Consider the following 13774-nt stretch of genomic DNA (forward strand, 5'->3'; position numbering starts at 1 on the left):
CCTGTTTCTGCAACCGGGGCAAACAATCCGGCCCGCCAGAAGCTCAGGAACTCTTTTTGAGATGGGCCTGCTTCTGCACCCAAGCGATTTCCCGCATCCATTGACGGATCGGCTTGGCAGGTGTGCCGCCCCAGGTTTCGCCCGGCTCGATATCCCGGAATACGCCTGACGAGGCCGCCAGGCTCACACCATCGCCAATCTTGACGTGGTCGGCAATACCGACCCGTCCGCCAATACGCGCACCATCGCCAACAAAGACCGAGCCGGAAATGCCGCCAAAAGCGGCCATGACAACGCTCCGGCCGAATACGACATTATGGGCGATCTGGCAGAGATTATCGATCTTGGTGCGCTCGCCGATGATCGTGTCGTCAAAGACGCCGCGATCAATACAGCTATTGGCGCCGATCGTGACATGGTCCTGCAGGATGACCCGTCCGAAGTGAGGCGCATCTTCCATGCCGCCCGGCCCGCCGGTCACGCCAAATCCGGATTCGCCGATGCGCGCCCCCGACAGCAGGGTCACATGGTCTCCGACGAGTGAACAGAATATCGAGACATTCGCACCGATCCGGCAATTGCGTCCGACTTGAACGCCTGGACCAATTACCGAATTGGCGCCAACGGCCGCACCCGCACCAACCGTCGCGCCCGGTCCGACAATGGCGCCGGGGGACAGGATGGCATCAGGATGCACCTTGGCATCTGCGGAAATACGCTCGTCCGCGCGCCACACGAGGTGCCTCGGCTGGAACATCGCGTAGGCAACCACACCATGGAAGTGGCGCGGCATCGGCGTCAGGAGGTAAGGCAGTCCGGCCGGAACATGTGGCAGGTTCGCCTCGTTCACGATCAGTGCCGAAATATCCGGTGAAACCGAGGGCGTGCCTTTTCCCTCTCCGTCAAGAAACGCGAGGTCTCCGGCCCGGCCGGTAGCCGAAGCGGAGACCCCTTTGATCTCGACTGCCGCGTCGCCATGAAGGGTCGCGCCGGTCAGGTCCGCGATCTTGCCCAGCGTCTGTGCCCCGAGGGGCGCGTAGAAACGAGGATCGATCGTCACGTTCAACCGTCCCTATTGGGCAGGCTGCGCCGGCAGGCGCTGACGCGATACCGCGATTGTTGGCGTCTTGGCGTCCAGCTTGGTGATCACCAGCGGAGTCACGTCAACCGTATCGGCGCTGTAAATGACCTGCGCTTTGGACATCACGATTTGTGCTTTTTTCTCGTTCACGACTTCCATCAGTGCTGGCTCGATCGCCTTGTTGAAATCGATCAGCGCCTGGCGCTCAGTCAGTTGGAACTCTTTGCTGACAATCTGTTGCTTTTGCGCAAATTCCTGTGCGCGCTTCTGATAAGCCGTCAGCTGCCCAACCAGTGCCGTGTCAGCTGCCACCGCTTCACGGGTCTTGCCTTCGACTTTCGTCTGCAGGGCCTTGCCGTCGGTTTCAAGCGTCGCGCGGATGGGCTCAAGCTCGTTTTTCATTTGGGTCTCAAGGTTCTTCAGTTTGGTCTGAATATCCTTGCCGGCCTTGCTCTCGCCGAGCAGGCGACCTTCGTCGATCATCACGACGGTCGCACCCTGGGCGGATGCGGCTGGAGCGGTAACAGCGACTCCGCTCACAACGAGCGAAAGAGCGAATAGCATATGTCTGATTGGGGACATGATCGGTCTCCTGGTTAGCGGTTCTGAATTAGAAACGTGTTGAGGTTGAGAACCGGAAAGTTTCGGTTCGGTCATAGTCTTCCCGGCGTAGGATCTGCGAGAAGTCGAAGCGAATGGGCCCGAAAGGCGAGTCCCAGAATACGCTAAGACCAGCAGATGCCCGCAGGGATGTGGCATCCTTGGTGATACGCACGGCCGGAAGTCCGGTCTCCGGGTCCGTGAAGTAAACCGTCGGGCTGATGTCTGGCCCCCGCAGGGTGCCAAGGCCGCCGACGTCGGCAAACAGGGCGCTCTTGATGCCGTATTCTTCGGGGAAAACACTCGGCAGGCTGAGCTCGAACGTGCCCTGATAGTATGTATTGCCCCCTTGCGAGTTCAGGCGGCGTGTTATCACGATTTCGCCTGTCGCCGGATCAATGACCTGCACGACTTCGCGCGGGCCGAGTCCGGCCACGTCAAACCCGCGGAACGTGCTGCCGCCCCGGAAGAAGCGGTTGTTGATCCGAATGCCCTGGCCGTCTTCAAGCGGGAAGACATACCCGGCTGACAAACGCGCGCTGGCAATGACATCTTTCCAGATGCCGCGGTACATGGATGCGCTCGTTTCCGTGCGCAGGTATTTCACGTCGCCGCCGAGGCCAGCGGCTTCCTGGCTGAACCGGAAATCAAACCCACGCGTCGGCCGGATCGGATCGTTCGTCCGGTCCCAGAAGAAGCTGTAGCCGACAATGCTCGAAATCTCGTTGCGCTCGGACCGGCAATTGGAATCGCGCAGCAGGTAAAGCGTGTCACACTGGTCGACGACAAGTTCGCCGGCCACCGCGCCATCGGACGCCACCGCAGACCTGTAGAGATCGTCTGACGTATCCCCGGGCGTATCGGCGCCAGCGACCTGGATGGTGCGTGTCGATGTGAAACGCGTCGTCGTATCCAGGAGAATATCGTAATCCGGGATTTCCACATCATCCGATTGAAGCTTGTAGCTGAGACCAAGCTGCATCCGCTCGGTCAGCGGGAAGCCGATGCGCAGGCCGGCACCGATCGTCTCGGCGGTATAGCTGCCATAGTCCTTGAAATCCTGCTTCGTCGCGAAAACATCGACGCCAGCGGAGAGATTTCGGTCAAGGAAACGGGGTTCCGTGAAGCGCAGGTCCACGACCTGTTGACGGCTCGACGTCGAAACGCGCGCAACAACTGACTGGCCGCGGCCCCGCAGGTTGCGCTGCGACGCGCTGAGATCGAACAGGTAGGAATCGACCGACGAGAAACCTGCCGCAAACGACAGTTCGCCAGTGGGCTGCTCGGTCACCTTGACGTCCACGATGCTTTTGTCCGGACCATCACCGGGCGCCTCAATGATTTCGACGTCCTTGAAGTAGCCGAGCGAGCGGACACGGTTCTTCGACCGGTCGAGCAGGATGCGGTTGAACGCGTCCCCTTCGGAAATGCGCAACTCACGACGGATAACCCGATCCAGCGTCTGTGTATTGCCGACGATATTGATCCGCTCAATGTAGACACGCGGGCCTTCGTCGACCGCGAATGTCACGTCAATGCGTCCGGTATCCGGGTTCACATCCAGCTGCGGACGAATATCCACGAACGCATAGCCGGCGATACCGGCGGCATAGGTAAGCGTGTCGATCGTGGTTTCGATCAGGTTGCCCTTGAACAGGTCGCCTTCCTTGATCGGCACGGCGGCGCGAAGCGCTTCGGCATTCAGCTTTTCAAGCGCCGTTTCGACCTTCACGACGCCGAAATCATACTGGCGCCCCTCATCGATTGTCATCGTGATATAGAAATCTTTTTGGTCAGGCGTCAGTTCGGCAACCGCCGACGTGACCCGGAAATCATAATAACCATTGTTCTGGTAGAATTCGCGCAGCTTCTCGCGGTCATATTCCAGGCGGCCCGGATCGTAATTGTCGTTCGAGCTGAAGAAGCGCCACAGGCGCGACTGGCGCGTAACGATTTCGCTGCGCAGGCGCGAGTCGGAATAGTCCTTGTTGCCGATGAAATTGATCGAACGCACACCGGTCACGGGGCCTTCGGTGATCTCGAACACGAGATCGACGCGGTTCTGCTCAAGCGGCTTGTATTGCGGCTCGACCTTGGCGGCGAAACGGCCGGACTGGCGATACAGTTCGAGGATGCGCTGCACATCAGCCTGAACGCGGGCCGCCGTGAAGATGCCCCGCGGTGCTGCCTGGATTTCTTCCTTGAACTTGTCGTCCTTGAGCGCCTTGTTGCCCTCGAAAATCACGCGGTTGATGATCGGGTTCTCGACCACCCGAACCAGCAGGTCGTCACCGTTCCGGTCGATCGACACGTCTGCGAACAGATTGGTCGCGAACAGGGTCTTGAGCGACAGGTCGATGCGCTCGGCATCAAACGGATCGCCCGGCTCGACCAGGAGATAGGATTGCACGGTACGGGCTTCGATACGCTGGTTGCCCTCCACGAGGATCGACCGGATCGTGCCGCCGTAGCGATTGTCTTCCTGCGCCTCGGCGGTATTGGTCAGCCCTGGCAGGGCAACAAACGTGAAAACGCTGGTCGCCATGAAGGTTGCTGCAAGGAACTTACGCATGGTGGAAATACTCTCTGATTAGCTTCGGGACGGTGGGGTCAGCCGCCCGCTCCCCCGAACAAGCCGGTCTCGATGATGTCACCCCACGTGATCACCACCACCATTCCCAATAACAGGATCAAACCGAATGTCAGGCTGATCTCCTGCACTTTCTCGGGCAGTTCTTTGCCCATTACGGCTTCATAAGCATGAAAGACCAAGTGTCCGCCATCCAGTACTGGCAGTGGCAACAGGTTGAAAAACCCGACACCCACTGAAATGGCGGCACATATGCTGAGCAGCATCCAGAACAATTGTTCCAGGCGCTGTGACCGGGTGAGTTCAGTCTGGCTCCAGACCTTGTTGACGACCCGGCGGGAAATGTCGCCAATGCCGACAGGGCCGGTCATGGCGTTGAACGACATCTTGCCGGTCACGATACGCGTCAGCATCGTGACGGTGCGGTCGATCGTTGCGCCCGTCTCGACCACGCCGGCGCCCAGCGCTTCGACGGGGTTGTACCGGGTGCGCTCGCCAAGTTCCAGGCCAGCAAGACCGACACCGATCGTGCTTTGCGGCACCATCTGGCCGAACTCGTTCTCGCGTACGACCTCGTCGGGCGTTATCTTCAGGCTCATCGGCGCGCCGTCTCGCAGCACCTCGAAAGTCATCTCTTGATTGGGATTGAGCATGATCGGAATGGTGATGTCTTGTGCATCCGTAACGGCGCCGCCATTGATCGCGACGAAGGCGTCGCCCGCTTTCAGGCCGCCTCGCTCGGCTGGTGATCCGGCAACGACATTCGCAACGCCAACGGTGTAGTTGGCCTTGCCGTGTGTCCCGAGGATCAGGGAGAAAATCAGGCTGGCCAGCACGAAGTTTGCAAACGGCCCGGCAAGGCTGACAAGCGATCGCTGCCAGACAGCCAGTTTGTTGTACGCCTTGCCCTGAGGCCCCTGCTCCAGCTTGCCCACGTCGCCCGCCAGCTGGCTCTCGCCGACGAATTTGACGAACCCGCCGAGCGGAATCCAGTTCACGCGCCAGCGTGTGCCGACCCGGTCCTTGCGCTCGTAAACAGGCTTGCCGAAACCGATGGAAAAGGATTCGACCGCCGCGCCGAATACCCGGCCCATCAGGTAGTGACCGAGCTCATGCACGATCACCACGATCCCCATCATGAAAATGAGGCAGGCAATGAATAGCGGACCTTGGCTAAGAAGCTGTCCCAAACGGCTTATCCTCCTGCCCGGCTCGGGGCCATTTTAAGCAACTCGGCCGCCATTTCGCGTCCGAACCGGTCCAGATAAGCTATTTCGTCCAGCGTGTCACAGGCCAATGAAGCCATGTTGCCGGAAGAAAAGCGACTCAACACTTCCTCTACTACCCAGCTTATGTCCAGAAAACCGCATTGGCCCGCAATAAATGCAGAAACAGCGAGTTCATTAGCGCAATTTAATACGGTCGTGCCCGCCGATCCGAGCGCAATCGCCTGTCGCGCGAGTTGAATGGCCGGAAAGCGCGTGGCGTCCACTTCAGCGAAGTCCAGCCGGCCCAGGAGGGCCAGGTCCAGACGCGCGACATTCGTCGCCACCCGGTCGGGCCAGCCCAGCGCATAGGCAATCGGCGCGCGCATGTCAGGCACGCTGAGCTGCGCGATGACAGAACCATCGGTAAAATGCGCCATGCCATGAATGATCGATTGGGGATGAACCAGGACATCGATCTGGTCCGCTTCCACGTCGAACAGGTAGGCTGCCTCAATGAATTCCAGCGCCTTGTTCATCAGGGTCGCACTGTCGATCGAATTCTTGATCCCCATATCCCAGTTCGGATGCGCCGCCGCCTGGGCCGGCGTGACCACGGCCATTTCGCTCAGCGTGGCCGTCCGGAACGGTCCGCCCGACGCAGTTATCGTCAGCTTTTCAAGTGATTTGCCATCGCCCAGGGCCTGGAAGATGCCACTATGCTCGGAATCGACCGGCAACACGCGTGCGCCGGTGCGGGCCGCCTCGGACAGAATCAGTTTCCCACCGCAGACGATGCTTTCCTTGTTGGCAATCGCAACATCCGTGCCCTGCCGGACCGCTGCCAGAGTCGATGCGAGCCCCGCCGCTCCGACAATCGCCGCCAGCACGCGGTCGCATGACCGGGTCGCTGCTTCGGTTATCGCGTCCAGCCCACCTGCGGCTTCAATGCCCGTCCCGGCCAGTCGTTCTCTGAGGTCTGCCAGTTTTGATTCATCCGCGATGACGGCAATTTCCGGTCGGAATTCAATCGCCTGACGCGCCAGCGTCTCGGAATCGCTTCCGGCCGCCAGAGCGACTATTTCGAACGGCGTGTCACCAATCGCATTGGCCTGCGCCACGACATCAAGTGCCGACGTGCCGATTGAGCCAGTGGACCCCATGATGGATATGCGTCGGTGAGCAGCCATGCCTCAGAATCCAAGCGCGCCTGAAAGTCCCGGAAAGGCATACAGGGCTAGCGACCCGAAAATGCAGACGGCGCCCAAGCCATCGACCCGGTCCAGGACGCCGCCATGGCCCGGTAACAGGGTGCCGGCATCCTTCACCTTGAACCGCCGCTTCAGTCCGCTCTCGAACAGGTCGCCCATCTGCGCCACCATCGAAATCGCCACGCCCGCCGCGATCCAGACCGGGAAGGACGCCATTTCGATATCTGCCGCAGCCAGCCCGCACAGGCCGCAGGCCGTGACAGCGCCCAGTGCGCCGCTCCACGTCTTGTTCGGGCTTTCGCTTGGCAGCAGGCGGGGGCCGCCAAGGCCGCGCCCGGTGAAATAGGCGGCCGCATCGGACGCCCACACGAATGACATGAAGAATAGTGCGGCGGCCCTGCCGTCCCAGGGCCCGTCTCGCAGTAAGTACAGGCCCGCAGCCATGGCCGTCACGTAGAACAGGCCGAACGCCGCCGTCCATCGGACGCGCAGCCCCCCAACAGCGGTTGCCGCACAGAATACCATACCGGCGACAATCACGAGAACGCTCAGCCACAGCAGCCCGACTGGCAGGCTCAGGCAGAACAGGGCCGATGCCACCGCCATCGCCCGGCCGTGCGGAAACGCACTGATCTGGCTCCATTCCAGCGCCATAGCAGCGGCAAACACGGCGCAGCCGATCGCCAACCACCAGCCACCTGCCCACACCATGGCAACGGCCACAGGAATCAGGACCGCAGCCGACATCAGCCGGAGCCCAAGTTCCGAGAAACGCCGGTCGCGCGGCGTCCAGTCGCCCATCAGGCTGCCCCTGGCGAAACGGTGCCGAACCGGCGTTCGCGCTCATGGAACTTGGCCAGTGCCTCTTCCAGGCATGCCCGATCGAAGTCTGGCCAAAGCACATCCATGAATACGAGCTCCGAATAGGCACATTGCCACAACAGGAAATTGCTGAGCCGGTATTCGCCGCTGGTCCGGATCAGCAGGTCGGGATCCGGCATCGATCCGGTATCGAGAAATCCGGCGAACGATTTTTCGTTCACATCGTCTGGTTTCAGGCGCCCTGATGCAACCGCCTCCGCAACGCCCCGCGCCGCGCGGGCGATTTCTTCGCGTCCGCCATAGTTGAAGGCGATCGTCAGGAAGAACTTGCTGTTGGCGGCGGTCTCACGCTCGGCCTTTTCAACCAGCGCCGCCACGTCGTCCGGCAGTCCGTCCCGCAGCCCGATAATGCGAATACGCACGCCCTCTTGCGTCAACCGCGCCAGGTCGCGTTGCACATAGGCCTTCAACAGGCCGAACAATGCATTCACTTCAGCCGCCGGCCGCCGCCAGTTCTCGGTGGAAAAGGAAAATACCGTCAGGTACCGGATGCCGAGTTCCCCAGCGGCCTCAACGGTCCGCCTGAGCGCCTCGACGCCCCGTTCATGCCCGGCAGCACGGGGCAGGCCCCTGGATTTGGCCCACCGGCCATTGCCGTCCATGATGATCGCGACATGCGAAAGGCCCGGCTGCTGCCCCGACACGACACTGGTGACATCTGAGGCAGACGCAGCGGACATCAGACTTGCATGATCTCCGCTTCTTTGGCTTTCAGCGCTTCATCGACGCGGCCGACGAACGTGTCAGTCAGCTTCTGGACTTCGTCAGACAGGCCATGAAGCTTGTCTTCACTGATCTCGCCGTCCTTTTCCATCTTCTTCAACGTGTCCATGCCATCGCGACGGATGTTCCGGACCGCAACCTTGGCAGCCTCGGCATATTTACCGGCAATCTTCGTCAGCTCGACGCGGCGCTCCTCGTTGAGCGGCGGGATCGGGATACGCAGGGTCTGGCCGTCCATGACCGGGTTCAGGCCGAGGCCCGATTCGCGGATCGCGCGGTCAGTGGCACCCACCACGGTCTTGTCCCAGACATTGACCGACAGCATGCGCATGTCGGTCACCGATACGGAGGCAACCTGAGACAGGGGCACGGTCGATCCATAGGCCGGCACTTGAATGGCATCGAGCAGGTTCACGGAGGCCCGGCCTGTCCGCAAGCCACTGAACTCGGTTGAAAGTGATGCGAGCGCACCCTCCATCCGGCGTTCCAGGTCTTTCTTGCTATAGGTCATTTCGCGACCCCTCCCTTGTTCGAAATCGTTGTGGACTTGCCTCGACCGTGCAGCACGTTCAGCAGCGAGCCCTCTTCCTTGAGTGAGAAGACCACAATCGGGATGTTGTTGTCACGCATCAGACTGACAGCAGATGAATCCATGACGCGCAGGTCCTTCACGAGAAGTTCCTGATAGGCGATCTCGTCATAGCGCATCGCCGTGCTGTCGAGCTTAGGATCAGCCGTATAGACGCCGTCGACCTGCGTTCCCTTGAGCAAGGCGTCGCAATTCATTTCGATTGCCCGCAGGGCGGCGCCTGTATCGGTTGTGAAGAACGGGTTGCCAATGCCCGCCGCAAATATGACGACCCGGCCCTTTTCCATGTGCCGCTGCGCGCGCCGCCTTATATAGGGCTCGCAGATCTGGTCCATCGTGATGGCTGACTGGACGCGTGTCGGCACACCCTGGGTTTCCAGCACGCTTTGCATGGCCAGCGCATTCATCACTGTTGCCAGCATGCCCATACTGTCGGCCTGCGCCCGCTCCATGCCCTTGGCAGCCCCTGCCATGCCCCGGAAGATGTTGCCGCCACCGATGACAAGGCAGATTTCCGCGCCGGCTGCCCGCGCATTGGCGATGGCACGGGCAAATTGTTCAACTGTCGGGATATCGATACCGAACTGGCCCGGGCCCATCAGGGCCTCGCCGGACAGTTTCAGGAGCACGCGCTTGTATTTGAGCGGGCTCGCTTCCGGATTCTCGCTTGCCATAGCTTTCTCCGCAAAATGAAGCCCTGAATAGAGCTCCTAAAAGATTCCCGGCTGCCTGTCATGGGCAGCCGGGATGTTTAACGCCTCAGGACGGGCCAAAGGCAAGCCTGTTCAGCTACCTTTTGTGAGCGAAGCCACTTCGTCTGCGAAGTTATCCGCAGCTTTTTCGATGCCTTCACCCAGCTTGAAGTGAACAAAGCCAACCAGCGTCGCACCCTGGTCCTTGAGGTACGCCGAAACCGTCTGGTCCGGGTTCATCACGAAAGGCTGCTCCAGAAGGACGACTTCCTTGTAGAATTTCTGCAGGCGGCCCTTGATCATGTTCTCGATGATGTTGTCGGGCTTGCCGCTTTCGCGGGCCTGTTCGGTCAAGACGCGCTTTTCGGTCTCGACCAGTTCAGGGTCGAGTTCAGCCGTCGTGGCAGCTGCTGGCGAGGTCGCCGCAATGTGCATCGCAATCTTGCGGCCGATATCTTCCAGGTCGCCCGAGCCGGAAAGCGCAACCAGCACGCCGACTTTACCCATGCCCGCCGCTTCGGCGTTGTGGATGTAGGACGCAACCTTGTCGGCAGAGAGCTTGGCCGAGCGGCGCAGCGAGATGTTTTCGCCGATCTTGGCAATCATGCGCTTGATCATGTCGTCGACCGTGCCGTCACCCTCTGGTGCAGGCGCAGCAGCAACCGCCGCGAGCGTACCGTCAGTGCCGAGCGCCGCTTCCGTGATGCCCTCGAGGGCTTTCTGGAAGCCTTCATTGCGCGCCACGAAGTCTGTTTCAGCGTTCAGCTCGACGATCGCGCCCGACTTGCCGTCAGCCGACACTTTCACGGCCACGAGGCCGTCAGCCGCGGTGCGGCCGGACTTCTTGGCCGCTTTGGACAGGCCTTTGGCACGCAGCCATTCGATGGCGGCTTCTTCGTTACCATCATTCTCGACGAGCGCTTTTTTCGCATCCATCATGCCTGCGCCGGTCTTGTCGCGCAGTTCCTTGACGAGCGCAGCTGTAATCTGGGCCATTGCGGTTATCCTTCAGTGTAAACGTTCAATACCGGGGCGATCAGGCGCCCGTTGCATCTTCCTTGGGCTCGCCAGTCGTCGCCGGAGCGGCTTCAGCTGCCTTGGGCTCCTCATCCGCCGCAGCGACGTCTGCCTCAACCATGCCCTCGAGATCTTCGAGCGCACCGAGGTCGACGCCAAGGCCGGCCGTCGATTCCGCGAGGCCATCGAGCACCGCATCAGCGAACAGGTTGCAGTAGAGCGAAATGGCGCGAGCCGCGTCGTCATTGCCGGCAAAGCCGTAATCGGCATCAGACGGATCGCAGTTCGTGTCGAGCACGGCGACGACAGGGATACCCAGCTTGCGGGCTTCCATGACGGCGATCGATTCCTTGTTCGTATCGATCACGATCATCGCAGCCGGCAGGCCGCCCATGTCGGCGATACCGCCGAGCGCGCGCTCAAGCTTGTCGCGGCGGCGCTGCAGGTCGAGCAGTTCTTTCTTGGTCAGGCCGTCGCCGCCACCGGCGGCGAACATCGCATTGAGTTCTTTGAGCTGCTTGATCGACTTGGACACGGTGGCCCAGTTGGTCAGCGTGCCGCCGAGCCAGCGATGGTTCATGTAATACTGTGCGCAGCGCTGGGCGGCTTCAGCAACAGGGTCAGACGCCTGGCGCTTGGTGCCGACGAACAGGACGCGGCCACCCTTGGCAACCGAGTCGCGCACGAAAACGAGCGCCTGGTGCAGGGCCGGGACGGTCTGGGACAGGTCCATGATGTGGATGCCGGAGCGCTCGCCGTAGATATACGGCTTCATGCGGGGATTCCAGCGGTGGGTCTGGTGACCGAAGTGTACGCCAGCTTCGAGCAGCTCACGCATTGTGAAGTCAGGTAGTGCCATTCATTTTCTCCATCCGGTTAGCCTTCGTGGGTGGAACGTTGGGCCAATATGGCTTTCCGCACCGGATGCACCCGCGAAATGGTTTCAGGAAAGGCGGCTTATACAGAATTCCCCACGCCCGGCAAGATGCCCGGTTGCCCTTTTGTCAGGCCGCTTTCATGGGTTCGACCCGTTCCACACCCGGGACATCCTTGAGGGCCCGCTGCGCCTTGAGACCGATTGTATAGGTGTCGGCCAGGCGCAGGATAACGGTGCGGCCGTCTTCAAGCGGCATTTCGATCAGGATCGCCCCGCGCTCATGGTCCTGCAACCGGCCCAAATGGCTTACAATCCCAGCAATATCATCGGTATTGGCGCCTACCGCCAGACGCACCTTGAGTGCGCCCATGGACTTCGACAGCCGCGCCGATTCCAGCTGGATGATCCGCTCGGCATTCAGCTTGATCTCGTCGCCCGTGCGTTTCACGCCGACCGTGATCGCCACCGTATTACCCACCTGCAGCAGGTCATAGCTCTGTTGCAGCGTCTCGGGGAACACCATCAGCTCGACCTCGCCGGTCGGGTCGGACAGGGTGAGGAACGCAAACTTGCCGCCATTGCGGGCCGGCTTCTCGTTGCGCAGGCGCACCACGCCGATCAGCTCCAGCGGCTTGCCGTCGCTCGCCCGATCCGCGATCTCGTAAGCAAGGGTGACCCGCTCCCGGTCGATCCCTTCCAGCACATCGTCCAGCGGGTGACCAGAAAAGTAGAAGCCGATCGCCCTGAATTCCTCGTCCAGCTTCTGCTGCCCGTTCCACGGCTTGCAGGTCGGCAGCGCTGGACGCAGCGCCGGCTCGGCCTCGCCAAACAGGCCGCCCTGCCCGCCTTGCCGGTCTTCAGCTGACTTGTTGGCCATCTGGGCGAGAATCGGCGCAGCGCCGAGCACCTTGGCCCGGTTGGCGTCCAGCGTGTCGAACGCGCCTGATTTCGCCAGCGACTCGAACGCCTTCTTGTTGATGTGCCGCGGATCGACCCGCTCGGCAAAGTCATACAGGCTCGAAAACGTGCCATCGGCGGCGCGCAGCGCTTCGACGTGCCGCATCGCTTCGAGGCCAACGCCCTTCAACGCGCCCAGCGCGTAGACGACCGCGCCGTCGCGGACGTCAAAGTCCGCCGTTGACGTGTTCACGTCGGGTGCCACGACAGGAATCTTGAGCCGTCGCGCTTCCATGAAGAAAGCCGCCAGCTTGTCGGTATTGCCGAGGTCCAGGCTCATCGACGCGGCGAGGAACTCCACCGGGAAGTGGCGCTTCAGGTAACCCGTTTGATAGCCGATCAGCGCATAAGCGGCGGCGTGCGACTTGTTGAAGCCATAGCCCGCAAACTTCTCCATCGTGTCAAAGATTTCGTTGGCGAGCGGCTCGTCCATCTGCTTCGTGGCCGCCGCACCTTCGACGAAACGCTTGCGCTGCGCGACCATCTCTTCGAGCTTCTTCTTGCCCATGGCGCGGCGCAGCAGGTCAGCCTCGCCGAGCGAATAGCCGGCAATCTCCTGCGCCATCCGCATCACCTGCTCCTGGTAGACCGGTACGCCATAGGTGGCTTCCAGCACGGGCTTCAGGTCCGGGTGGGCATATTGCACGCTTTCCGGATTCTCCTTGCCCTGGACATAGAGCGGGATGTTTTCCATCGGGCCGGGACGGTAGAGCGAGATGATCGCGATCACGTCCTCGATATTGTTCGGACGCACCTTGCGCAGCGTGTCGCGCATGCCGGCGCCTTCGAGCTGGAACACGCCCAGCGTGTCGCCGCTGGCCATCAGGTCATAGGTGGCCTGATCGTCGAGGCCTTCCCATTCCGGACCGACATCCTGACCGCTGCGCCGGATCAGTTTCAGCGCGCGGTCGATCACTGTCAGCGTCTTGAGGCCGAGGAAGTCGAACTTCACGAGGCCTGCCATCTCGGCATATTTCATGTTGAACTGCGAGGCCGGCAGGTCGGCGCGCGGATCATTGTAAAGCGGTGCAATCTCGACCAGCGGCCGGTCGGCGATGACCACACCGGCGGCGTGCGTCCCGGCATTCCGGTAGAGGCCTTCCAGCGCCAGCGCGATCTTGATCAGCTCACCGACGCGAGGGTCTTCCGAGATTTCGTCATCGAACTTCGGCTCATCGTCGATGGCTTCCTGCAGCGTGGGCGGCTTGGCCGGATTGAACGGGATCAGCTTCGCCAGCCGGTCGACCTGGAAATACGGCATCTGCATCACGCGGCCGACATCGCGCACGACAGCCTTGGCCTGCAATGTCCCGAACGTGATGATCATGGCGACGCTCTCGGCGCCATACT

At 61.1% G+C, this 13774-nt stretch carries 12 protein-coding genes; all 12 read right to left on the reverse strand.

Annotated features, from left to right (window positions below; genetic code table 11):
- Nucleotides 1–43 precede the first annotated feature (43 nt).
- Nucleotides 44–1060, reverse strand: coding sequence for a UDP-3-O-(3-hydroxymyristoyl)glucosamine N-acyltransferase (lpxD, locus tag AADA04_RS12645; RefSeq protein WP_340693630.1), 1017 nt, complete (start codon nucleotides 1058–1060; stop codon nucleotides 44–46).
- A 12-nt stretch (nucleotides 1061–1072) separates the two neighbouring features.
- On the reverse strand, nucleotides 1073–1738 hold the full coding sequence (locus AADA04_RS12650; RefSeq protein ID WP_340693631.1) for an OmpH family outer membrane protein: 666 nt from the start codon (nucleotides 1736–1738) through the stop codon (nucleotides 1073–1075).
- Complete coding sequence (gene bamA / locus AADA04_RS12655) at nucleotides 1692–4253, reverse strand: outer membrane protein assembly factor BamA (protein WP_340693632.1); 2562 nt, start codon at nucleotides 4251–4253, stop codon at nucleotides 1692–1694. The genes AADA04_RS12650 and bamA overlap by 47 nt, the downstream gene beginning before the upstream one ends.
- A 38-nt stretch (nucleotides 4254–4291) precedes the next feature.
- Entirely contained in the window at nucleotides 4292–5461 is a 1170-nt protein-coding gene (locus AADA04_RS12660; protein WP_340693633.1) for a M50 family metallopeptidase, read from the reverse strand.
- Nucleotides 5462–5466: 5 nt separating this feature from the next.
- On the reverse strand, nucleotides 5467–6666 hold the full coding sequence (gene dxr, locus AADA04_RS12665) for a 1-deoxy-D-xylulose-5-phosphate reductoisomerase (protein ID WP_340693634.1): 1200 nt from the start codon (nucleotides 6664–6666) through the stop codon (nucleotides 5467–5469).
- A 3-nt stretch (nucleotides 6667–6669) separates the two neighbouring features.
- Nucleotides 6670–7488: a phosphatidate cytidylyltransferase gene (locus tag AADA04_RS12670; protein ID WP_340693635.1), complete on the reverse strand. Its 819-nt coding sequence runs from the start codon at nucleotides 7486–7488 to the stop codon at nucleotides 6670–6672.
- Nucleotides 7488–8249, reverse strand: coding sequence for an isoprenyl transferase (locus AADA04_RS12675; RefSeq protein ID WP_340693636.1), 762 nt, complete (start codon nucleotides 8247–8249; stop codon nucleotides 7488–7490). Before AADA04_RS12675 ends, AADA04_RS12670 begins: the two co-directional genes overlap by 1 nt.
- On the reverse strand, nucleotides 8249–8803 hold the full coding sequence (gene frr / locus AADA04_RS12680) for a ribosome recycling factor (RefSeq protein ID WP_340693637.1): 555 nt from the start codon (nucleotides 8801–8803) through the stop codon (nucleotides 8249–8251). Before frr ends, AADA04_RS12675 begins: the two co-directional genes overlap by 1 nt.
- Nucleotides 8800–9555, reverse strand: coding sequence for a UMP kinase (gene pyrH, locus AADA04_RS12685; protein WP_340693638.1), 756 nt, complete (start codon nucleotides 9553–9555; stop codon nucleotides 8800–8802). Before pyrH ends, frr begins: the two co-directional genes overlap by 4 nt.
- Before the next feature lie 111 nt (nucleotides 9556–9666).
- Entirely contained in the window at nucleotides 9667–10569 is a 903-nt protein-coding gene (gene tsf / locus AADA04_RS12690) for a translation elongation factor Ts (protein WP_340693639.1), read from the reverse strand.
- A 40-nt stretch (nucleotides 10570–10609) separates the two neighbouring features.
- Nucleotides 10610–11449: a 30S ribosomal protein S2 gene (gene rpsB, locus AADA04_RS12695; protein WP_340693640.1), complete on the reverse strand. Its 840-nt coding sequence runs from the start codon at nucleotides 11447–11449 to the stop codon at nucleotides 10610–10612.
- Between the two features lie 145 nt (nucleotides 11450–11594).
- Nucleotides 11595–13774 (reverse strand): DNA polymerase III subunit alpha (dnaE, locus tag AADA04_RS12700; RefSeq protein WP_340693641.1); only part of this gene is annotated, 2180 nt, incomplete at its 5' end.

The organism is Hyphomonas sp. (assembly GCF_037969335.1).
Classification (GTDB): Bacteria; Pseudomonadota; Alphaproteobacteria; order Caulobacterales; family Hyphomonadaceae; genus Hyphomonas.